Origin of the sequence: Leisingera aquimarina DSM 24565, from assembly GCF_000473165.1 — a bacterium.
In the GTDB taxonomy this organism is placed as follows: Bacteria; Pseudomonadota; Alphaproteobacteria; order Rhodobacterales; family Rhodobacteraceae; genus Leisingera; species Leisingera aquimarina.
This window is the reverse complement of record NZ_KI421504.1, coordinates 1,101,028-1,121,124: the sequence shown is the minus strand read 5'-3', so window position 1 is coordinate 1,121,124 and position 20,097 is coordinate 1,101,028. Positions and strand designations below refer to the sequence as shown.

At 61.1% G+C, this 20,097-nt stretch carries 19 protein-coding genes and 1 pseudogene; 9 read left to right on the top strand and 11 right to left on the bottom strand.

Annotated features, from left to right (window positions below; all coding sequences use genetic code 11):
* Nucleotides 1-140 precede the first annotated feature (140 nt).
* From tuf to AQUI_RS0109555, 3 genes are all read right to left on the bottom strand, one after another.
* Nucleotides 141-1,316 carry an elongation factor Tu gene (gene tuf / locus AQUI_RS0109565; RefSeq protein ID WP_027257324.1) on the bottom strand — a complete coding sequence of 392 codons (1,176 nt, stop codon included), beginning with the start codon at nt 1,314-1,316 and terminating at the stop codon, nt 141-143.
* A 124-nt stretch (nt 1,317-1,440) separates the two neighbouring features.
* The gene (locus AQUI_RS0109560) at nt 1,441-2,040 is read right to left on the bottom strand and encodes a hypothetical protein (RefSeq protein ID WP_027257323.1); all 600 of its coding nucleotides are present in this window, start codon (nt 2,038-2,040) and stop codon (nt 1,441-1,443) included.
* 128 nt (nt 2,041-2,168) lie between these two features.
* The gene (locus tag AQUI_RS0109555; RefSeq protein WP_027257322.1) at nt 2,169-4,517 is read right to left on the bottom strand and encodes a DNA topoisomerase IV subunit A; all 2,349 of its coding nucleotides are present in this window, start codon (nt 4,515-4,517) and stop codon (nt 2,169-2,171) included.
* 219 nt (nt 4,518-4,736) lie between these two features.
* Between AQUI_RS0109555 and AQUI_RS0109550 the strand changes: the two genes are divergently transcribed.
* The 6 genes from AQUI_RS0109550 (at nt 4,737) to AQUI_RS0109520 (ending at nt 9,064) form a co-directional block, all read left to right on the top strand.
* Nucleotides 4,737-5,366, top strand: a complete 630-nt coding sequence (locus AQUI_RS0109550) for an SH3 domain-containing protein (protein WP_027257321.1) — start codon at nt 4,737-4,739, stop codon at nt 5,364-5,366.
* Nucleotides 5,367-5,401: 35 nt separating this feature from the next.
* The gene (locus tag AQUI_RS0109545) at nt 5,402-6,232 is read left to right on the top strand and encodes an SDR family NAD(P)-dependent oxidoreductase (RefSeq protein ID WP_027257320.1); all 831 of its coding nucleotides are present in this window, start codon (nt 5,402-5,404) and stop codon (nt 6,230-6,232) included.
* A gap of 75 nt (nt 6,233-6,307) precedes the next feature.
* A complete protein-coding gene (locus AQUI_RS0109540; RefSeq protein WP_027257319.1) occupies nt 6,308-6,511 on the top strand; it encodes a twin transmembrane helix small protein in 204 nt (67 codons plus the stop codon).
* 6 nt (nt 6,512-6,517) lie between these two features.
* Nucleotides 6,518-7,090 carry a cob(I)yrinic acid a,c-diamide adenosyltransferase gene (locus AQUI_RS0109535; protein ID WP_027257318.1) on the top strand — a complete coding sequence of 191 codons (573 nt, stop codon included), beginning with the start codon at nt 6,518-6,520 and terminating at the stop codon, nt 7,088-7,090.
* A 286-nt stretch (nt 7,091-7,376) separates the two neighbouring features.
* Nucleotides 7,377-8,135, top strand: a complete 759-nt coding sequence (locus tag AQUI_RS0109525; protein WP_027257317.1) for an electron transfer flavoprotein subunit beta/FixA family protein — start codon at nt 7,377-7,379, stop codon at nt 8,133-8,135.
* On the top strand, nt 8,135-9,064 hold the full coding sequence (locus AQUI_RS0109520; RefSeq protein WP_027257316.1) for an electron transfer flavoprotein subunit alpha/FixB family protein: 930 nt from the start codon (nt 8,135-8,137) through the stop codon (nt 9,062-9,064). Before AQUI_RS0109525 ends, AQUI_RS0109520 begins: the two co-directional genes overlap by 1 nt.
* Nucleotides 9,065-9,143: 79 nt before the next feature.
* Here AQUI_RS0109520 and AQUI_RS0109515 read toward each other — a convergent pair whose 3' ends face one another.
* Entirely contained in the window at nt 9,144-9,962 is an 819-nt protein-coding gene (locus tag AQUI_RS0109515) for a DUF6473 family protein (RefSeq protein WP_027257315.1), read from the bottom strand.
* A gap of 153 nt (nt 9,963-10,115) precedes the next feature.
* Between AQUI_RS0109515 and AQUI_RS0109510 the strand changes: the two genes are divergently transcribed.
* A complete protein-coding gene (locus tag AQUI_RS0109510; protein WP_027257314.1) occupies nt 10,116-10,991 on the top strand; it encodes a 3-hydroxybutyryl-CoA dehydrogenase in 876 nt (291 codons plus the stop codon).
* 63 nt (nt 10,992-11,054) lie between these two features.
* On the opposite strand, the gene AQUI_RS0109505 is transcribed toward AQUI_RS0109510, so the two are convergent.
* Genes AQUI_RS0109505 through AQUI_RS0109475 form a run of 7 tightly spaced genes read right to left on the bottom strand, consistent with a single transcriptional unit; the run spans nt 11,055 to nt 16,454 of the window.
* Entirely contained in the window at nt 11,055-11,948 is an 894-nt protein-coding gene (locus tag AQUI_RS0109505; RefSeq protein ID WP_027257313.1) for a lysophospholipid acyltransferase family protein, read from the bottom strand.
* A 32-nt stretch (nt 11,949-11,980) separates the two neighbouring features.
* Nucleotides 11,981-12,250: an HPr family phosphocarrier protein gene (locus tag AQUI_RS0109500; protein WP_027257312.1), complete on the bottom strand. Its 270-nt coding sequence runs from the start codon at nt 12,248-12,250 to the stop codon at nt 11,981-11,983.
* Nucleotides 12,251-12,658: a PTS sugar transporter subunit IIA gene (locus AQUI_RS0109495; protein WP_027257311.1), complete on the bottom strand. Its 408-nt coding sequence runs from the start codon at nt 12,656-12,658 to the stop codon at nt 12,251-12,253.
* 9 nt (nt 12,659-12,667) lie between these two features.
* Nucleotides 12,668-13,546, bottom strand: a complete 879-nt coding sequence (gene rapZ / locus AQUI_RS0109490; RefSeq protein ID WP_027257310.1) for an RNase adapter RapZ — start codon at nt 13,544-13,546, stop codon at nt 12,668-12,670.
* On the bottom strand, nt 13,539-13,976 hold the full coding sequence (locus AQUI_RS0109485) for an HPr kinase/phosphorylase (protein ID WP_027257309.1): 438 nt from the start codon (nt 13,974-13,976) through the stop codon (nt 13,539-13,541). Before AQUI_RS0109485 ends, rapZ begins: the two co-directional genes overlap by 8 nt.
* Before the next feature lie 5 nt (nt 13,977-13,981).
* Nucleotides 13,982-15,697 (bottom strand): sensor histidine kinase, encoded by a 1,716-nt coding sequence (locus AQUI_RS0109480; RefSeq protein WP_027257308.1) that lies wholly within the window; start codon nt 15,695-15,697, stop codon nt 13,982-13,984.
* A 52-nt stretch (nt 15,698-15,749) separates the two neighbouring features.
* Nucleotides 15,750-16,454 (bottom strand): response regulator transcription factor, encoded by a 705-nt coding sequence (locus AQUI_RS0109475; protein WP_027257307.1) that lies wholly within the window; start codon nt 16,452-16,454, stop codon nt 15,750-15,752.
* A gap of 341 nt (nt 16,455-16,795) precedes the next feature.
* Here AQUI_RS0109475 and AQUI_RS0109470 point away from each other — a divergent pair, with 341 nt between their 5' ends.
* Together AQUI_RS0109470 and AQUI_RS29865 are read left to right on the top strand one after the other, a co-directional pair.
* Complete coding sequence (locus tag AQUI_RS0109470) at nt 16,796-18,394, top strand: phosphoenolpyruvate carboxykinase (protein ID WP_027257306.1); 1,599 nt, start codon at nt 16,796-16,798, stop codon at nt 18,392-18,394.
* 60 nt (nt 18,395-18,454) lie between these two features.
* A pseudogene (locus AQUI_RS29865) lies at nt 18,455-19,932 on the top strand (IS1182 family transposase).
* Nucleotides 19,933-20,097 lie beyond the last annotated feature (165 nt).

The window sequence follows — 20,097 nt, the reverse complement described above, 5'->3', positions numbered from 1 at the left end:
GGAAACCGCGCCGGTTTCCGGTTGCCGCAATGCAAAAGGGCCGCTCTTTCGAGCGGCCCTTCTTATCATCTCACCGGTGCGGGCTCTCGGCGATTTTCCTTCGGAAAACCATCTGCCGCCCGCCAGACGGCGAAGCCGTCTTACTCAGTGATTTTCGACACAACACCAGCGCCGACGGTGCGGCCGCCTTCGCGGATGGCGAAACGCAGGCCGTTTTCCATCGCGATCGGGGCGATCAGTTCAACGTCGAACTTCAGGTTGTCGCCCGGCATCACCATCTCGGTGCCTTCCGGCAGGGTCACGGTGCCGGTCACGTCGGTGGTGCGGAAGTAGAACTGCGGACGGTAGTTCGCAAAGAACGGCGTGTGACGGCCGCCTTCTTCCTTGGTCAGGATATAGGCTTCGGCTTCGAACTTGGTGTGCGGGTTCACCGATTTCGGGGCGCACAGAACCTGGCCGCGCTCAACACCGTCACGGTCGATGCCGCGCAGCAGGGCGCCGATGTTGTCGCCGGCTTCACCGCGGTCCAGCAGCTTGCGGAACATTTCAACACCGGTGCAGGTGGTGGTTTTGGTGTCGCGGATGCCAACGATTTCGATCGCGTCGCCAACGTTGATCACGCCGCGCTCAACCCGGCCGGTCACAACGGTGCCGCGGCCCGAGATCGAGAACACGTCTTCGACCGGCATCAGGAACGGCTGGTCAACCGCACGCGCCGGGGTCGGGATGTACTCATCCACAGCCGCCATCAGCTCTTTGATCTTCTCTTCGCCGATTTCAGGCTTGTTGCCTTCCATTGCGGCCAGAGCCGAACCCGCGATGATCGGGATATCGTCGCCCGGGTAGTCGTAGGAGGACAGCAGCTCGCGGATTTCCATTTCGACCAGCTCCAGGAGCTCTTCGTCGTCGACCTGGTCAACCTTGTTCATGAAGACAACCATGTGCGGGATGCCAACCTGGCGGCCCAGCAGGATGTGCTCGCGGGTCTGCGGCATCGGGCCGTCAGCTGCGTTCACAACCAGGATCGCGCCGTCCATCTGCGCCGCGCCGGTGATCATGTTCTTCACATAGTCAGCGTGGCCGGGGCAGTCGACGTGGGCGTAGTGGCGGGTCTCGGTCTCATACTCGACGTGGGCGGTCGAGATGGTGATGCCGCGGGCTTTTTCTTCCGGTGCGCCGTCGATCTGGTCGTAGGCTTTGAAGTCACCGAAGTATTTGGTGATTGCTGCGGTCAGCGTGGTTTTGCCGTGGTCAACGTGGCCGATGGTGCCGATGTTGACGTGCGGTTTTGTACGCTCAAACTTTTCCTTAGCCATTCCTTAGGCGCCCTTTTGAAACAGGGGTCATGCATTGACCCGGTTACCTCTGCGCGGGCGGGTTATTTGGTTTGAGCGGAAAAATCAACCCGTTCTTGCTTGACGGAGGCGGAATTCGCGAGGCTCAGCCGGCTGGCGCGGGCACAGCGGCATCCGCAGCAGCTCCGCTGCTGAACCCCGCCGCCGGGCGCGGCGCAAACCAGCCCTCGGCCTCATGCTGTTTTGCCATCCATTCTTCGACCTTGTCGGCAATATTGACTGCCAAGCCCTGGATTTGCTGCTCTTTGGTGCGGGCATGGCCGGATCCCAGCAGCGCGCTTTCGCCAGTGGTGCTTTCAAAGATCTCCATCTGGTGCTTCTTGGCCAGGAATTTCTTTTCCGCGACGTCATAGACAAAGACATTCACCACCACCGCGCTTTTGGGTGAAAACAGAACCGGCACACCAGGCGGTGCCAGCATGAAACCTTCCAGCGTTACTGCCACATCATACTCCTGCGCCCCCTGATAGCGGCGCAGGCGGGTTTCCAGGGCGTTCTTCATCGCCGCATCCCATTCGCTGTGTTCGGCGTCGCGCGACAGCGGCCATTGCAGCGCCTTTTCGGTGTAGACATGCGTTACCCGAGCCTGAAAGGCGCCGAGGTCCTCGGGCGCTTCGTCCAACCGGGTTTCACCGCAGGCAGCGAGCAAGGCCATCGTGGCCAGAATGGAAAGAATGCGGATCATGGACGCCCCCCAAGGAAATTCGATCCCGCTCAGATAGCCGGGCGCAGTGCGGCGGGTAAAGGCCTGGAAACAGCAACCCCCGCGCAGGTGGCGCGGGGGGCACAGGCGGGCAGCAGGTTTCTGCCGCCTTACTTGAACTTGTAATCGCGCGGGAAACCGTGCGGCGGGCGTTTGCCAACCCCGGCCCGTTTTCCCAGCCACTGGGTGAGGTCGGCCTCATGCCGGGTCTTGCCGCCGCCCATTTCCCACTTGAGCCCATCATCCCAATTGAAGGTGGTGATGTCGCTAAGGCCGCCGTCCAGTTCCAGCGAACCCTGCTTGCCACGGGCCATGTTGTATTTCTGCAGGCGTACGCCCTTGCCGCGGGTGAGTTCCGGCATTTCCTCGACCGCGAAGACCAGGAACTTGCCGTTTTCCGAGACAATGGCGACGTGATCGCCGTCGACCGGGATACAGATCTTGGCGTGGTCGTCGTCCTTGACGTTCAGCACCTGCTTGCCGCTGCGGGTCTGTGCAACGATTTCCTTTTCAGCGCAGATGAAGCCGTTACCCGCATCGGATGCAACAAGCAGCCGTCCCTCGGGGTTATGGATCAGCAGGTCGACAATCTCTGCCTCGTTCGGCAGGTCGACCATCAGGCGCAGCGGTTCGCCCATTCCGCGGCCGCCAGGGAGATTCGCCGCCGACAGCGTGTAAAAACGGCCATTGGAACCGAACACCAAGAGCCGGTCGGTGGTTTCCGCATGGAAGACAAAGCGCGGCCCGTCGCCGTCTTTGAACTTCAATTCTCGGTTCAGGTCGATATGGCCGGTCATCGCCCGGATCCAACCCATCTGCGAGCAGACAACGGTGATCGGCTCCTTGTCGATCATCGCTTCCAGCGGCACGTCCTCGACCTCGCCCGCCTCGGCAAAGCGGGTGCGGCGGGCGCCGCCGGCGTAGTCCTTGCCGAACTGCTTTTTGGTCTCCTTCAGCTGTTCGGAGATGCGGGTCCACTGCAGTTCTTCAGAGCCCAGGAGTTCGACCAGCCCGGCACGTTCGGCGCGCAGGGCGTCGCGTTCGCGGACCAGCTCAATTTCCTCAAGCTTGCGCAACGACCGCAGGCGCATGTTGAGGATGGCCTCGGCCTGAACCTCTGTCAGCTCGCCTGTGCCAGGGGCCGGGGTGATGTATTCGGCCTCGGTAAAGGCGCGGGGGTGGTCTTTGCTCCAATCCTCGCGGATCAGCGCGGCCTTGGGGTCCTCGTCATAGCGAATGATGTCGATCACACGGTCGAGGTTCAGGAAAGCGATGATGAAGCCTTCGAGCACCTCCAGCCGGTGGTCGATCTTTTCCATCCGGTGCCGGGACCGGCGCTGCAGCACGTCGCGGCGGTGGTCGAGGAAGGCGCGCAGCACTTCCTTCATCGAGCAGACCTTGGGGGTCACACCATCGATCAGCACGTTCATGTTCAGGCTGAATCGGATTTCCAAGTCCGAGTTGCGGAACATCATGTTCATCAGAACCTCGGGGTCCACGTTCTTGGACTTGGGCTCCAGGATGATGCGGATGTCGTCCGCCGATTCGTCGCGCACATCGGCGAGGATCGGAACCTTTTTGGTCTGGATCAGCTCGGCGATCTTCTCGATCAGCTTGGACTTCTGAACCTGATAGGGAATTTCGGTGACGACGATCTGCCACTGGCCACGGCCCAGGTCCTCGACCTCATGGGTGCAGCGCAGACGGAAAGAGCCACGGCCGGTGCTGTAGGCCTTGGCGATGTTTTCCTTGGGTTCGACAATGACGCCGCCGGTGGGGAAGTCCGGACCGGGCACGTAGTTCAGCAGGGTATCGTCGCGGGCATCCGGGATTTTGATCAGATGCAGGCAGGCGTCGATCAGCTCGGCAATATTGTGCGGCGGAATATTGGTGGCCATGCCCACCGCAATGCCGGCCGCGCCATTGGCGAGGATGTTCGGGAAGGTCGCGGGCAGCACTGCCGGTTCGGTCAGACGGCCATCATAATTGTCGCGAAAATCGACCGAGTCTTCGTTCAGGCCTTCGAGCATCGCCTCAGCGACGAAGGTCATCCGCGCCTCGGTGTAGCGGGACGCCGCCGGGTTGTCGCCGTCGATGTTGCCGAAGTTGCCCTGGCCGTCGACCAGCGGATAGCGGACGTTGAAGTCCTGCGCCAGCCGCGCCATCGCGTCATAAATCGCGGCGTCGCCATGGGGGTGGAAGTCGCCCATGGTGTCGCCGGAAATCTTGGCCGATTTCAAAAAGCCGCCGGACGAACTGAGCCGCAGGCGGTTCATCGCATAAAGGATCCGCCGGTGCACCGGCTTGAGCCCGTCACGCGCATCGGGCAGCGCCCGGTGCATGATGGTGCTGAGCGCATAGGTCAAATAGCGCTCGCCAATGGCGCGGCGCAGCGGTTCCAGGATTTCGCCTTGTTCGGGGGCGGACGGCATGTCGGGGTCTTCTACCAGATCGGTCATGAATCGGTGATACTGCCGCTGCCGGAATTGGTAAAGCGGGCGCGCGCGAAATTCGCACGCCACTGCGCAGTTCGGGGGAGAAGACAGCTGACTCTCCCCTGTTTCCTGCGCCTTAACTTGCACTAGTTAAATTGGAACCAGGCAGCCGCGCCGCGCGTTTGTTTCCAAATTCATGCAATAAAGTGCAGCTGCCGTCTGTTGGTCTGGGGGGACCGGATTATGTCGCGATTTGCTATGGTATCATTCGCCTTTCTTGGATGGGGCTTTTACGAGTTGAGCGGAGGAGCGGATTTTGAGCCGCCGAAACGGCCCGCTGCAGCGGCAGAGGCCGAATCTATAGGCCAACAGGCTGAACGGGATAGAATCACAGCCGCGTCACTCGCCACCCGGCCCGTCCTGACACAGCGGGCGCAGGTTCAAACCCCGGCCCGTCCGGCCGCAGATCCGGAACTGCGCCAGCGTGTGGCAGCAGAGCATCTGGCCAGCGCATCCGGTGTGCTTACCTCAACCCAGGCTGCCTTCTCAGGCGAACCTGCACCGGGCGCATTGCAGCTGGCATCGCTTGATGGCGGCCTTGCAGCCATCACCGCTGCGCCCGCCGCGGCTGTTGCGGCCCCCGTCACACAGCCCGCATCAGCGACATTCCCGGACCGCCGCAGCATCCGTGCCTCACGCGTGAATATGCGCCAGGGGCCAGGCACATCCTATCCGGTCATCACCCGTCTTTTGGGCGGTGACGAGGTCATCGTGATTGAGGACGGCGGCACCGGCTGGCTGCATCTTCGCGCTCCGGACAAGGGCATTACCGGCTGGATTGCCGCTTCCCTGGTGAGCAAGAAACGCCCATAACTGCTGCGGAGGATTCCGGGGCAAGAGGCGTTCACATGAAGAAAACCATTCTGATTACCGGCTGTTCCTCAGGAATCGGCCTGGATGCGGCGCGCGGCATGCGGGAACGCGGCTGGCGGGTGTTTGCCTCCTGCCGCCAGCAGCGGGACTGCGACCGGATGCGCGCCGAGGGGTTCGAAAGCCCGCGGATTGACTACACGGATCCGGCCAGCATCACATCCGGTCTGGCCGAAGTGCTGGCGGCCACAGACGGCACGCTGGATGCGCTGTTCAACAACGGCGCCCACGGGCTGCCCGGTGCGGTGGAGGATCTGCCGACCGACGCCCTGCGGACAATTTTTGAGGCCAATTTCTTTGGCTGGCACGAGCTGACACGGCAGGTGATTCCGGTGATGCGCAAGCAGGGACATGGGCGGATCGTGCAGAATTCCTCGATCCTGGGATTTGTCACCTTCCCCTGGCGCGGCGCCTATGTGGCAACGAAATACGCGCTGGAAGGGCTGACCGACACGCTGCGGGTAGAGCTGCGAGGCACCGGGATCCATATGGTGCTGATCGAGCCGGGGCCGGTCACGTCGAAGATTCGCGAGAAGTCGATCCCGCATTTCGAACGCTTCATCGACTGGAAGGCGTCGCCGCTGCGGGAGCTTTATGAATCCCGGCTGCTGAAGCGGCTGTATGAAAGCAATGGACCTGACCGGTTCGAACTGCCGGCCTCTGCCGTGACTGCCAAGCTGGCACATGCCTGCGAATCCCGCCGTCCGCGCGAACGCTATTACGTCACCACCCCTACCCATATCGCCGGTTTTCTGCGCCGGATCCTCAGCACACGGGCAATAGACCGCATCCTGGTGAAGCTCGGATAGCGGATTCGCAGTCGCCAACAGAGCTGACGCAGGATAGAGGAAGGCAACAGAATTGATGCGCCTTTGGGGGACAAGATGAGCGATCCGCTGTATTATCTGGGACTGGCAGCCGTTGCCGCCGTGGTTGTGGCCCTGGTCGTCGGCATCGGCGGCTTTGGCAAGGGCGGCGAGTTCAACCGCAAGAATGCAAACAAGATGATGCGGCTGCGCATCCTGTTTCAATTCATTGCAGTGGTGCTGCTGCTGTCCTACGTCTACCTGCGCAACCAGGGAGGATAACTGGCAATGGTCGTTTTGAACAAAATCTACACCCGCACCGGCGACAAGGGTGAAACCGCCCTGGGCAACGGCGACCGCGTGGCCAAGCATTCGGCCCGGGTCAACGCTTATGGCACTTCGGATGAGCTGAATTCCTTTGTCGGCGTGGCCCGGCTGGAAGCAGACGGTGAAATGGACGCCGCACTGGCGCGCATTCAGAACGATCTGTTCGACCTGGGTGCCGATCTATGCCGCCCGGAGATGGCCAAGGACGCGGATGCCGAATATCCGCCGCTGCGGGTTGCCGTCGCTCAGGTCGAGCGGCTGGAAGCCGAGATTGACGTGATGAACAAGGATCTGGAAGCGCTGCGCAGTTTCATCCTGCCGGGCGGCTCGAAACTGGCAGCACATTTGCATGTCTGCCGCACCGTGGCGCGTCGCGCCGAACGGCTGGCCACCGACCTCAGCACCGGTGAGGACGTGAACCCGGCAGCAGTGAAATACCTGAACCGCCTGTCGGACTGGTTCTTTGTCGCCGCCCGCGTTGCCAACAACGGCGGCAAGGACGACGTTTTGTGGGTTCCGGGCGCCAACCGCTGATTCCCCCAGCTTCCGGCTTGATTCGCGATTTCATGCCGGTTTTCGGCCAATCCCGCGGGCAACGCGTCATTTGCATGCCCGCGGCAGCGCCAACCCGGCAGGCGGATTTCCCACCGGAAACATTCTTACAAAAATGATGTTCCAAATGAGCAAACGCGACGTCGGCGTGCGCTAACGTGACGATTTTGCCCTGTTGCAGGCGCACACCAGCCGGTATCAACGCTGCGAGAGCATAGAGGGGAGTCGCCTTGGGGCGGCTTGCCGTTTGTTAAGGAGAGAACGCAAAATGAAGGTACTCGTGCCTGTCAAACGCGTGATTGACTACAACGTGAAGGTCCGCGTCAAAGCGGACGGCAGCGGTGTCGATCTCGCCAACGTGAAAATGTCGATGAACCCCTTCGACGAAATCGCCGTCGAAGAAGCCATCCGCCTGAAAGAAGCCGGCAAGGCTGACGAGGTGGTTGCAGTTTCGATCGGCGTGAAGCAGGCCCAGGAAACCCTGCGCACCGCGCTGGCCATGGGTGCAGACCGCGCCATCCTGGTGGTTGCTGCCGATGACGTGCACACCGACATCGAGCCGCTGGCCGTTGCGAAAATCCTGGCCAAAGTGGTCGAGGAAGAGCAGCCGGGCGTCGTGCTCTGCGGCAAGCAGGCAATCGACAACGACATGAACGCAACCGGCCAGATGCTGTCGGCGCTTCTGGGCTGGTCCCAGGGCACGTTTGCCTCCGAACTGGACATCGAAGGCGACAATGCCAAGGTGACCCGTGAGGTCGACGGCGGCCTGCAGACCATCTCCGTGAAGATGCCCGCCATCATCACCGTGGACCTGCGCCTGAACGAGCCGCGCTATGCGTCGCTGCCGAACATCATGAAGGCGAAGAAAAAGCCGCTGGCCGAGAAAACCGCCGCCGATTACGGCGTCGACGTCACGCCGCGCCTGGAAATCGTCAAGACCGAAGAGCCGGCCGCCCGCGCTGCAGGCATCGTGGTTGGTTCCGTCGACGAGCTGGTTGAGAAACTCAAAGAAGCGGGGGCTGTGTAATGGCTGTTCTTCTCCTTGCTGAAGTGACCGACGGCGCCCTGGCGCTGGACGCAACCGCAAAAGCCGTGGCCGCAGCTGCATCGCTGGGCGACGTGACCGTTCTGGCCGCTGGCGCCTCCGCTGCTGCGGCTGGCGAAGAAGCTGCCAAGATCGCAGGCGTTGCCAAGGTTCTGGTTGCCGAAGACGCATCGCTGGGCCACCGCCTGGCGGAGCCGACCGCAGCACTGATCGCAGGTCTGGCGTCTGATTTCGAGCACATCGTTGCGCCCGCCACCACCGACGCCAAGAACGTTCTGCCGCGCGTTGCCGCGCTGCTGGACGTGATGGTGATCTCGGACGTTTCCGGCGTTGTCGACGGCAACACCTTCGAGCGCCCGATCTATGCTGGCAACGCAATCCAGACCGTTAAGTCGAACGACGCCAAGAAAGTCGTCTCGATCCGCACCGCGTCCTTTGACGCAGCTGGCGAAGGCGGTTCGGCTTCGGTTGAGACCATCTCGGCTGCCGCAAACCCGGGCCTGTCCGAGTGGGTTGAAGACAAGGTTGCCGCAAGCGACCGTCCCGAGCTGACCTCGGCCGGTATCGTTGTCTCCGGCGGCCGCGGCGTTGGTTCTGAGGAAGACTTCAAACTGATCGAAGGCCTGGCCGACAAGCTGGGTGCCGCTGTTGGCGCATCGCGCGCCGCGGTCGACTCGGGCTACGCCCCGAACGACTGGCAGGTCGGTCAGACCGGCAAGGTTGTTGCTCCGGACCTGTATGTCGCCATCGGCATCTCCGGCGCCATTCAGCACCTGGCCGGCATGAAGGACTCCAAGGTCATCGTGGCGATCAACAAGGACGAAGAAGCACCGATCTTCCAGGTTGCGGACTTTGGCTTGGTTGCCGACCTGTTCGAAGCCGTCCCGGCCTTGACCGAAAAGCTGGGCTAAGCCTGGCTCGACAGCTGACAAATCAGGAAAGGCCCGCCATCCGGCGGGCCTTTTGCTTCCTTCACCAAAGGCGTTCTTACTACTTGACCAGCGGCGACAGACGGTCAGCCAGCGCATCGGCAATCCGCAGATGTTCCTTCGGCCCAATCATGTGGCGGGCGGCGGGCAATTCCATCTGGCCAAAGATCATGCCGGCGATGTCCTGTGCCACTGCCGCCGAAGAAGTTCTGAACTCCAGCACCCCCTGAACCTTGGGGCGCAAGGCATCGGCCATGGAACGGTCTACCAGGACCGGCTCTTCTGGGAACCCGGCTTCGGCGTCCAATTCATAGCGGAGCCATAGCAGCAGAACACGGCCACTAAGCGCCTCGACCAGGTCGCTCATCCGCTCTATCCAACTGCGTTGCAGTTGCTCCTGCACTTGCTCAAACCGCTGGCCGGAGATTTCTCGCAGGGTGCAAAGCAGATGCTTGTTGAAATGAAACTCCGTAAAATCCACTTCGGGATAGAGCGTCTTAAGGGCCGCGTGGGCCTGCAGAAACCGGTCGTTGCGGCGCGGGTGCACCCGGTAATAGGGGTTTGAGATGTTTTGCGCACCCAGCATCTGCACCACGGATACATTCGCCTGTCTGGCGATATTGATCAGGGAATCATCCTGCACAAAACTGTCCAGCCCGGCGTTCACACTGCCTAGGTTGATGCAATCCAATCCAAGCTGGGTTTGCAGAGAGTCGACAAAGGGAAATTCAACGAATCGCCCGTAAACTTCGGTTCCACCAAGAAAGGCAACATAGGGTTTATCCAGGGACCGCTGTGGGCCCCGGACCAACAGCCTGGAATGCCCATATCTGCATGGTTCCCCCGAAAGCACCCCCGCGCTTTTGAGTTCATAGCTCATTTCACCACCAATTTTTCACCCGAGACTCACCTTGCCACGCAAGCATTGCAAATTCCCTAAAGTGAGAATTTGCCTCAAATCAGTCCCTGCTGCCCTTGTGCCCGCCCTTCGCCCGCCAGTAAGGTTGCCGCAGATATTTCAGGAGCCTGAGGCATGGAAATTCAGAAGGTTGGAGTGATCGGCGCCGGGCAGATGGGCAATGGCATTGCCCATGTTCTGGCGCTTGCCGGGTACGAGGTCGTGCTGAATGATGTCAGCCAGCCGGCGCTGGACAGTGCCCTGAGCCTCATTCACAAGAACATGGAGCGCCAGGCAAGCAAGGGAAAGATTTCGGATGCAGACGTAAAGGCTGCATTAGCCCGCGTTACCCCCTCACTGACGCTTGCAGATGTCGGCGCAACCGACCTTGTCATCGAAGCGGCCACCGAACGGGAAACCGTCAAACAGGCGATCTTTGATGATCTGCTGCCGCATCTTCTGCCGCACACGATCCTGACGTCCAACACCTCGTCAATCTCGATCACCCGGCTTGCTAGCCGCACCGACCGTCCGGAACGCTTTATGGGGTTCCATTTCATGAACCCGGTGCCGGTGATGCAGCTGGTTGAGCTGATCCGCGGCATTGCCACGGATGAACCGACATTCACTGCCTGCCAGGAAGTCGTGGCCCGCCTGGGCAAGACCTCTGCAAGTGCTGAAGATTTCCCGGCCTTCATCGTCAACCGCATTCTGATGCCGATGATCAACGAGGCGGTTTATACGCTGTATGAGGGCGTCGGTTCGGTCAAATCGATCGATGAGTCGATGAAACTTGGCGCCAATCACCCGATGGGGCCGCTGGAACTGGCGGATTTCATCGGTCTGGACACCTGCCTGGCAATCATGAACGTGCTGCATGACGGGCTGGCGGACACCAAATACCGCCCCTGCCCGCTGCTGACCAAATATGTCGAGGCCGGCTGGCTGGGCCGCAAGACACAGCGCGGCTTTTATGACTATCGCGGGGAAACGCCGGTGCCGACACGGTAGCGGGAACAAAAAAAGGCGCCCCGCGGGGCGCCTTTCTGATTCTGCCCCGGTGATGAGGCAGGCTTAGCCTTGTTTGCCGAGGCTCAGGGTATGTTCGCGCAGCCAGGCCATGAAACCCCGCGGATCGCTTTGCAGCTGTTCCATCTGCGCGTCCGTCAGCGGTTTGCCCACAACTGGCGCCTGCGGCTTGTTGCAGGAGCGGACAATCTCGCGCAGAAGCAGACCCTGACGCAGGATCGGTGAGATCCGGCAGGCGATCTGATACCATCGGGAATTGTGGCCGGGGAAGTATATCGGCACCACCCGGGCGCCAGAGCGGCGGATCAGCTGTGCGGTAAAGACGTTCCATTCACGCTCAACCGCAGGGCCGAACCAGCTGTCGGAAGACATCACCACGCCGGACGGGAACAACGCCACCGCGCCGCCGTCCTTGAGGAAGGCCATGGTCTTGGCCCGCATGTCGACCATTTTGCGCTGCGCTTCGGGATCATGCGGGAACGGCACCGGGATCATGAAGGAAGTTGCCGCTTCGTCCAGCCCTGTCAGCACCGAGCGGGTCAGGATGCGGTAATCCAGGCGGCGGCGGCCGATGAGGTCGGCAAAGATCATGCCATCAACCATCCCGTGGGGATGGTTGGCAACGATCACCACAGGTCCGTCCTTGGGGATGTTGTTGATCTGCTCTTCCGGCGTCTGCAGATCAATGCCCATAATATTGAGGGCGCCGCGCCAGAACTTCTGGCCGCGGTATTCCGCATTCTGTTTTTCGAACTTGCTGACCATACGCAGGATGGTCAGTTTTCCGGTGAGCCATTCGATGGTCTTGATCGCCAGAGAGGTCCAGCGGTCGTCAAAGGAATTGGCATAGGTCAGCGTGCGGCGGTCATAGACCTCGCCTGTCTGACCAGCGGTTTCCGGCGCAACGCCGGTATTCCTGTCGTGTGCGGTATCCGCCAAAGTGTTTTTCCCGTTCCGCTGCCGGTGCGGGCCTAGTAGCCCTCGCCGAACTTGCCGGCCACCAGGGCCTCCAGCGCATGCGCCAGCGCATCAGCATCGGGCCCCGAAGTCTCGACGTCAATAGTCGTTCCTTTCGAGGCTGCCAACATCAAAAGACCCATAATACTGTCGCCGGAAGCAGACAAGCCGTCCCTGATCACCTCTGCCGTGGCATCGAACCCTTCGACCACTTCTACCAGCTTGGCCGAGGCGCGGGCGTGCAACCCCTTTTCATTGATGATTTTCAGCGTCTTCACAGCCATTTAATGTGCCTGCTCCCCATCAGGGTTTACGTTTTGAGCGTTTATGTACTTGCGCCCGGCCTCCATGGCCTGCCGGACCGCATCGGCCACAGGCAGGTGGCGGGATTTCGCCAGTTTGATCAGCATCGGCAAATTGGCCCCGTAAAGAATACGGCGATCCGCCGGGGCGCATGCCTTCAGGCTGAGGTTGGAAGGCGAGCCGCCGAACAGGTCGGTGACCACAACGACCCCGTCGCCAGTGTCCACTTCATTCGCAGCCGAGCAGATCTCATCCTGCTTGCGATCCCTGTCGTCCTCGGGTCCGATGCCGATGGCCATCAGGCAGGGCTGCGGGCCCACAACGTGTTCCACAGCGGCAAGGTATTCCCTTGCCAGCTCGCCATGCGCTACGATCACAATCCCGATCAACCCGGCCTCTCACTTCTTTTGCTGGCCTTGCAGCTCGCGGTGTCTAATTGACACTTGCAGGCCGTCTTCCGCAAGGGCCTTGGCCAGGGTTTCCGCCATCGTTACTGATCTGTGCTGCCCGCCGGTGCAGCCGAAGGCGATGGAAAAATGCGATTTCCCCTCTTCCTGGTAAGCCGGCAACAGCAGACGGGTGAGATCCAGCACCCGGGTGAAGAAAGGGGTGAACCTGCCGTCGGCCCGCACATAGTCCTGCACAGCCTGGTCAATGCCGTTACATTGACGCAATTCGGGCTGCCAATAAGGATTGGCCAGGAAGCGGCAATCAAACACCATGTCAATGCCGTGCGGCATGCCGCGTTTGTAAGAGAAGCTTTGCACCGACAGTGCCAGCGTGCGGCCTTCAGGGGCAAACCAGCGTTCGATCTCTGCCTTCAACTGGTGCACATTCATATCCGAAGTTTCCAGCAGGATATCAGCCCGGTCGCGGATCGGTGCCATCAGATCCAGCTCGCGGCGCACTCCTTCGCCCGGAGATTCCGCGGGTGCCAGCGGATGGCGGCGGCGCGTCTCGGAATAGCGCCGCAGCAGCACGTCAGCTTGCGAATCAAGGTACAGCACCGTCAGCTCCACCTCGCGGCGGCCGGACAGCATATCGATCACATCCAGCAGCGCCCGCGGCGAGAAATCCCGGTTTCGGCTGTCCAGCCCCAAGGCCATCGGCCGCGGAGCCGCGGCGGCATCAATGAGCCCCGGCAGCAGCCGCAGCGGCAGGTTGTCGATCGCCTCAAAGCCAAGATCTTCAAGCACGTTGATCGCTGTGGTCCGGCCCGCCCCTGAGGGACCGGTGACCAGCACCGCCGGAACCGCCTTTTTCTCCGCCTCAGGCATCGGGGTCCAAAGCTCCGCATCTGAGATACTGCATCAGCGCCGGAGCGAAATGCGCACCGTTCACGCGCTTGACCCGAAGCACCTCCTGCCCCAGCAACTGCGTGCTGTGCCGCACCGGCAGGCGTTCGATTTCAGCCTCATCCAAGTCCACCAGTGCAGCAACCGGTACAGGGCTGCGGATCTGCGCATGCAGCAGGCCCATGAACCGCGCCTCGATCAGTCCGCGGATCGGCTCTGGCGCGCTGGCCACAACCTGCCCGTCCAAGAGTTGCAGCAACACCCGGTCGTCCGCCACCAGTTGCGCGCCAAAAGCCAGCAGTTGCAGTGCCAGCGCGGACTTGCCTTGCCCGGAAGTGCCAGTGATCAAAAGCCCCCGTCCCTCCAACGCGACACAGGAGGCATGCAGGATGAGGCTTTCGGTATCAGACATGGTTATTATACCGGCAGACCAACTACAAACCGCGCACCCAAAGGTTCAGAGGTGACGTCGGCTTCTGTCGGGCGGATGTTTTCAGCCCAAACCACGCCGCCGTGCGCCTCGACAATCTGCTTCGAAATTGCCAGACCGAGTCCTGAATTGTTACCGAAATGCTCCACCGGGCGCTGCGAATAGAAGCGTTTGAAAATCTTCGACAAGGCCTGATCCGGAATGCCTGGACCAGTATCTTCGACCACAATCAGCACCCGGTTTGCACGGCGCCGAGCCCATACGCGTATGGCGTCGCCCTCCTCGCAGAACGAGATCGCATTGGTGATCAGATTGACAAAAACCTGCGCCAATCGTGCCTCAAGGCCCTGCAACTGAATGGGCTGGGCCGGCAGGTCGGTGATGTAGTCGATCCCCTTGGCGCGGGCGTCTTCCCCCAAGTACTGGTTGAGGTTGCCCAGCATGGCCAGCAGATCGAAGTCTTCTTCTTCCTCCTTGACCAGCTCGGCATCCAGCCGCGACGCGTTGGAGATGTCGCTGACCAGCCGGTCCAGGCGGCGGACATCGTGTTCAATCACTTCCATCAGCTTCTCACGCTGGTCATCACGGTGAACCATACGCAAGGTGCCGACCGCCGACTGCAGGCTGGCCAAGGGGTTTTTGATTTCATGCGCCACGTCGGCTGCAAACTGTTCGTTGCTGTCGATCCGGGAATAAAGCGCCTTGACCATGCCGCGCAGTGCGCGGCTCAGCCGTCCGATTTCGTCCGGCCGGGCAGACAGATCCGGAATCCGGATCCGCCCCGGGTTTGACTTGCGGCTGCCGCGCTCGCGGCCAAGTTCGGCAGCCTCAGCGAGATCGGCAAGCGGGTTGGCGATGGTCGAGGCCAGCACCAGGCTCAACCCGACCGAGACCAGCAAGGCAACGACAAACATCTGCAGCACGCGTTCCTGCTCGCCGCGCACCAAAGCGTCCACTTCGCCCGTCGGGGATGTCAGCGCGATAACACCGACTGCCCTGTCATTATGCATGATAGGCGTTGCCGCAGAGATCACCCGGCTGCCAGTGGTGTCTACGACAGTTTCAATGCCGGTGCCGCCGTTCATCGTCCGATCGACCAAACCGCCCAGCCGTTTCTCTAAGGACGGTCCCAACGCGGCGGAACCAGCAGCAGCCGCCTCGCCGCCATCAGCTATGCCCCAAATGGCCGACAGTGCATCGCTGATCAGCGTGCGGCTTCGGCCACTGTCATTCAACACGTTCAGGGCATCACTGCGGTCCACGCCCTTGATGCTGGAAATCAGATTGCCGGTGGTATCGAACACAAAGGCTTCGACGCCGCCGCGCAGGCTGAGCCGCGCCAGCGTGTCCTCGACCTGGATACCGTCGCCTGCAGCGAAGCTGACTGCGCCTGCGGCCGGCATTTCTGCCTCAAAGACATCCGCCGCCAGCATGGTTTCGGATACCAGAGCGCCCGCGCGCTGCTGCACCAGGCTTTGACGCGAGGAATTCAGGTACAGGATCCCGGTGACCAGAATGATCAGTGCGATCAGGTTGAAAGTGATGATCTTCCGGGTCAGCGGCGAGCCCTTGAGCGACAGAAGCCCCCGGCGCGCGCGCTTGACCTGCATCTCCTGCGTAACGGATTGCTCAGGGGTGACCCAGTCTTCCCCTAGAACAACATCGCCGTCCTGCTGGCGTTGCGTAATGCTGGTATCGCGCATGCGCGCCCACTCCTTCGGCCCCGGGGGAAACAGCCCCGCTTAAACGTGCCGCTTATTCTTCATTATAACGGTAACCGATTCCATAAAGGGTTTCGATTGCCGCAAAATCCGAGTCCGCTGTGCGCATTTTCTTGCGCAAACGCTTTATATGGCTGTCGATGGTCCGGTCATCCACATAGACTTGGTCATCATAGGCCACATCCATCAGCTGGTCGCGGCTTTTTACAAAACCCGGCCGCTGGGCCAGCGCCTGTAGCAGCAGGAACTCCGTCACTGTCAGCGATACGTCCCTGCCCTTCCAGCTGACCGCGTGGCGCAGCGGGTCCATCCGCAGGTTGCCGCGCTCCATAACCTTGGCCTCGGGCGAGGCGGTTCCGGCAGCGTCGCTGCTGATCGCCTCCTGGCGGCGCAACAGCGCCCGGATCCGTTCGACCAGAAGGCGCTGCGAGAACGGCTTCTTAACATAGTCGTCAGCGCCCATGCGCAGGCCAAGCACCTCGTCGATCTCATCATCTTTGGAGGTGAGGAAGATCACCGGCATCTGGGATTTCTGGCGCAGCCGCTGCAACAGATCCATGCCGTCCATCCGCGGCATTTTGATATCCAGCACGGCCATGTCCGGCAGCTTCTTGTTGAATGCGTCCAGCGCCGCCTGGCCGTCGTTGTAGGTTTCCACCTCAAAGCCTTCGGCCTCAAGCGTCATGGAAACGGATGTCAGGATGTTCCTGTCATCATCTACCAATGCAATTTTTGACATCGGAATTGCCCCTAATCTGCTCTGTTCTGTGTTATTTTTTAGCACTTTCATCGCCGTTATGGTGCCCCGAATCAATCCCATTTGAAGAATCAGGGCGATCTTTGGTCTCAATTGGGGCAAAAATACCTTAGCGTCTGCTGAACAAGCAGGCACCGGCGCAGGCTTAAACTGATGGTTGCGCTAAACGTCGCCTTGGTGGCGCTAACTCGGGGGAACCGGCCTGTTCACCGCCCGAAACGCCGTGTTAAGACCCCGCCACCGGCAGCGATGCCGTGTTCTATTGCCCCATTGGCGCAGCCCGCAGCCTGCGTGCCGCCGCGCCGCCACAGGAGAAAAAACGTATGACATCTGGACGGGTTAACCCGCAATTCCGCCTCGAGGATCAGGGCATCGAGGGTCTGGGCAATGTCTTCTACAACTTCATGGAGCCAGCGCTGATCGAAGCTGCGCTGAAGCGCAGCGAAGGCACGCTGGGCAATGGCGGCGCCTTCCTTGTGACCACCGGCAAATTCACCGGCCGCTCGCCCAAAGATAAACATGTCGTCAAGTCGGACAGCGTGCGCGACACCATCTGGTGGGACAACAATGCAGCGATGAGCCCGGAAGGCTTTGACGCGCTTTACACCGACATGCTGGAGCACATGAAAGGCAAGGACTATTACGTCCAGGATCTGGTCGGCGGTGCTGACCCGGCCCATGCGATCAATGTCCGCATGGTGACCGAACTGGCGTGGCACAACCTGTTCATCCGCACCATGCTGCGCCGTCCGGACCGCGAAGACCTGGATGACTTCATCGCAGATTTCACGGTCATCAACTGCCCCAGTTTCCAGGCCGACCCCAAAAAGCATGATTGCCGTTCCGAGACCGTCATTGCGATGAATTTCGACCGCAAGATGATCCTGATCGGCGGCACCGAATATGCTGGCGAAAACAAGAAATCCGTCTTTACCCTGCTGAACTACCTGCTGCCGGAGAAAGGCATCATGCCGATGCACTGCTCGGCCAATCACGCCAAGGGCAACCCGGTCGACACCGCCGTGTTCTTCGGCCTGTCGGGCACCGGCAAGACCACCCTGTCCGCCGACCCGGACCGCGTCCTGATCGGCGATGACGAACATGGCTGGGCCGACAACGGCACCTTCAACTTTGAAGGCGGCTGCTATGCCAAGACCATCAACCTGAATGCCGAGGCAGAGCCGGAAATCTATGCCACCACCTCCAAGTTCGGCACCGTGATCGAGAACATGGTGTTTGATCCGGAGACCAAGGAGCTGGATTTCAACGACGACAGCCTCACCGCCAACATGCGCTGTGCTTACCCGCTGCATTACATCTCGAATGCATCGGACAGCGCCCGCGGCGGCCACCCGAAAAACATCATCATGCTGACCTGTGATGCGTTCGGCGTTCTGCCTCCGATCTCGCGGCTGACCCCGGCGCAGGCAATGTACCACTTCCTGTCAGGCTTCACCTCCAAGGTAGCGGGGACCGAGCGCGGCGTGACCGAACCGGAACCGACATTCTCGACCTGTTTCGGCGCCCCCTTCATGCCGCGCCGCCCTGAGGTTTACGGCAACCTGCTGCGCGAAAAGATCGCCCAGCACGGCGCGACCTGCTGGCTGGTGAACACCGGCTGGACCGGCGGCGCTTATGGCACCGGCAGCCGGATGCCGATCAAGGCAACCCGCGCCCTGCTGACCGCAGCCCTGGACGGCTCGCTGGCCAATGTCGAATTCCGCAAGGATGCCAACTTTGGCTTCGACGTGCCGGTCGACGTGCCGGGCGTTCCTGAAATGCTGCTGGACCCGCGCCGCACCTGGGACGACAAAGGGGCATATGACGCGCAGGCGGCCAAGCTGGTGCAGATGTTCTCCGACAACTTTGAGCAGTATCTGCCGTTCATCGACGAGGACGTGAAGGCTGCAGCCATCGGCTGATGGCTGTGCGGAAACTCCCTGCCTGGTGCGGTAATTTCCAGACGGGCGCGGGAGGCAATCATGGCAGGCTTTATCGAGGGCGTGAACCGGGATCAGACAACACTGTTTCCGGAACGACTTGAAGACTGGATCCGCAAGGATCATCCGGTCCGTGCGGCCGGTCTCTTTATCAAGGACCTCGATTTGGCCGCGCCGGGTTTCAGCCGCCCCCTCCAGCACGAACCCGGCGGCCGGGGTCTCATCCGGCTGCGCTGCTCAAGCTATTCATCTACGGCTGTCTGAACTGCATCCCCTCCAGCCGCCGCCTTGAGCGGGAGGCCGGGCGCAATGTCGAAGTGATGTGGCTGACCGGGTGCCTTCTGGATGACCGCAAGGCCATCGCCGGCTTCCGCCGCGAGTTCGAAGGACAAGGAAGCGATCCCGGGGATCGTTTCCCCTGAGGACGGTTCTGCAATCCGCCGGAGCTGCGCTCGTTTCGTGGAACTGTGCCGCCGTGCCGGCGCCCTGAAAGGTGCCTGCGCCGCCATCGGCGGGAGCAGGTTCAAGACGTCAGCAACCGGGGCCGGAACATTATCAAGCGCAAGATTGCAAGCCGATTGGCCCATCTCGAGGCTGATGCCGAACGCTGCATCGGCGAGATGGTTCGCATTGACCGGCAAGACGCCGGAGACGCCAGGGCGGAGAGGCTCGCCCATCCTGGCAAACGCCGTGGGCGGCTCCTCCAGGAGATCGAATGCCTGAAGGCAATGGGGGAGGCTCTGGCGGAGACACCCGATGGGCAAATTTCCCTGACCGGCCCGGACGCGCGCGCCATGGCGATCAGCGCGCGGCAGCGGCCATGCAGGCTGCAGCATCCAAAGCGCAGTGGAAACCGGCACCCGTCTGATTGTGGCGCACGAGGCAACCAGCCAGGGGTTCGGCCGCGATCAGCCGGCTCCCATGACCAAGGCGGCGAAGACAGCGCTTGGGCGAAAGGATCTGCACGCCGCCGCAGACAAGGGGTGCTTCAGCAGCGCCGGGATACTAGCCTGCCACACGGTTGGAAACACCACGGCCGTTCCGCGTCCTGAAGCTTCTGGCAACCGCTCGAAGGGCATGTTCGTAAAGGCGGGTTTCGCCTGCGGCGCGTCCAAAGATGTCTATCACTGCCCCGCCAGTCAGGTGCGGAGCTATCGTTATACGCGAGAGGAAAACGGGCGGCCCATCCGGCGCTACTGGACCGGGCGGTGCGGGCACTGCCCAATCAAGCGCCGCGGCACAACCGGCGAGGAACGCATGATCTCCCGTTGGGAACACGCGCCTCTGATTGATCAGATGCTGCCTCGCCTCGGCGGTGCGCATGATCCAATGAAGCCACGCCGCAGCACCGTCGAATATTCCTTTGGCACAATCAAGGCCTGGATGGGAATGGCGCACTTCCTGACGCGGCGGTTCAAATGCGTCCGAACAGAGATGGCATTGAACGTTCTTGCCTGCAACATGAAGAGAATGATCGCTCTGACCGGTGTTGCGGGCTGATGAAAGCGATCCCATCCTGAAGGGGCAGTTCAATCTCCCGGATCTTTCGCCAGATCATTGTCGTGGCAGCTCAGGAGCGAGGTCAACGGGGCTGCCGAGGAGGAGTTTCCAAAGAGCCTTGGCTGATCCCTTTCAGACTCTTCCGAATAACGAAAACCCCGGCCTTGCGCTGTTTTTTCATTCCA

Coding starts and splice junctions, on each gene's coding strand:
- tuf (WP_027257324.1), bottom strand. CDS start 1,316: ATGGCTAAGGAAAAGTTTGAGCGTACAAAACCGCACGTCAACATCGGC.
- AQUI_RS0109560 (WP_027257323.1), bottom strand. CDS start 2,040: ATGATCCGCATTCTTTCCATTCTGGCCACGATGGCCTTGCTCGCTGCC.
- AQUI_RS0109555 (WP_027257322.1), bottom strand. CDS start 4,517: ATGACCGATCTGGTAGAAGACCCCGACATGCCGTCCGCCCCCGAACAA.
- AQUI_RS0109550 (WP_027257321.1), top strand. CDS start 4,737: ATGTCGCGATTTGCTATGGTATCATTCGCCTTTCTTGGATGGGGCTTT.
- AQUI_RS0109545 (WP_027257320.1), top strand. CDS start 5,402: ATGAAGAAAACCATTCTGATTACCGGCTGTTCCTCAGGAATCGGCCTG.
- AQUI_RS0109540 (WP_027257319.1), top strand. CDS start 6,308: ATGAGCGATCCGCTGTATTATCTGGGACTGGCAGCCGTTGCCGCCGTG.
- AQUI_RS0109535 (WP_027257318.1), top strand. CDS start 6,518: ATGGTCGTTTTGAACAAAATCTACACCCGCACCGGCGACAAGGGTGAA.
- AQUI_RS0109525 (WP_027257317.1), top strand. CDS start 7,377: ATGAAGGTACTCGTGCCTGTCAAACGCGTGATTGACTACAACGTGAAG.
- AQUI_RS0109520 (WP_027257316.1), top strand. CDS start 8,135: ATGGCTGTTCTTCTCCTTGCTGAAGTGACCGACGGCGCCCTGGCGCTG.
- AQUI_RS0109515 (WP_027257315.1), bottom strand. CDS start 9,962: ATGAGCTATGAACTCAAAAGCGCGGGGGTGCTTTCGGGGGAACCATGC.
- AQUI_RS0109510 (WP_027257314.1), top strand. CDS start 10,116: ATGGAAATTCAGAAGGTTGGAGTGATCGGCGCCGGGCAGATGGGCAAT.
- AQUI_RS0109500 (WP_027257312.1), bottom strand. CDS start 12,250: ATGGCTGTGAAGACGCTGAAAATCATCAATGAAAAGGGGTTGCACGCC.
- rapZ (WP_027257310.1), bottom strand. CDS start 13,546: ATGCCTGAGGCGGAGAAAAAGGCGGTTCCGGCGGTGCTGGTCACCGGT.
- AQUI_RS0109485 (WP_027257309.1), bottom strand. CDS start 13,976: ATGTCTGATACCGAAAGCCTCATCCTGCATGCCTCCTGTGTCGCGTTG.
- AQUI_RS0109480 (WP_027257308.1), bottom strand. CDS start 15,697: ATGCGCGATACCAGCATTACGCAACGCCAGCAGGACGGCGATGTTGTT.
- AQUI_RS0109475 (WP_027257307.1), bottom strand. CDS start 16,454: ATGTCAAAAATTGCATTGGTAGATGATGACAGGAACATCCTGACATCC.
- AQUI_RS0109470 (WP_027257306.1), top strand. CDS start 16,796: ATGACATCTGGACGGGTTAACCCGCAATTCCGCCTCGAGGATCAGGGC.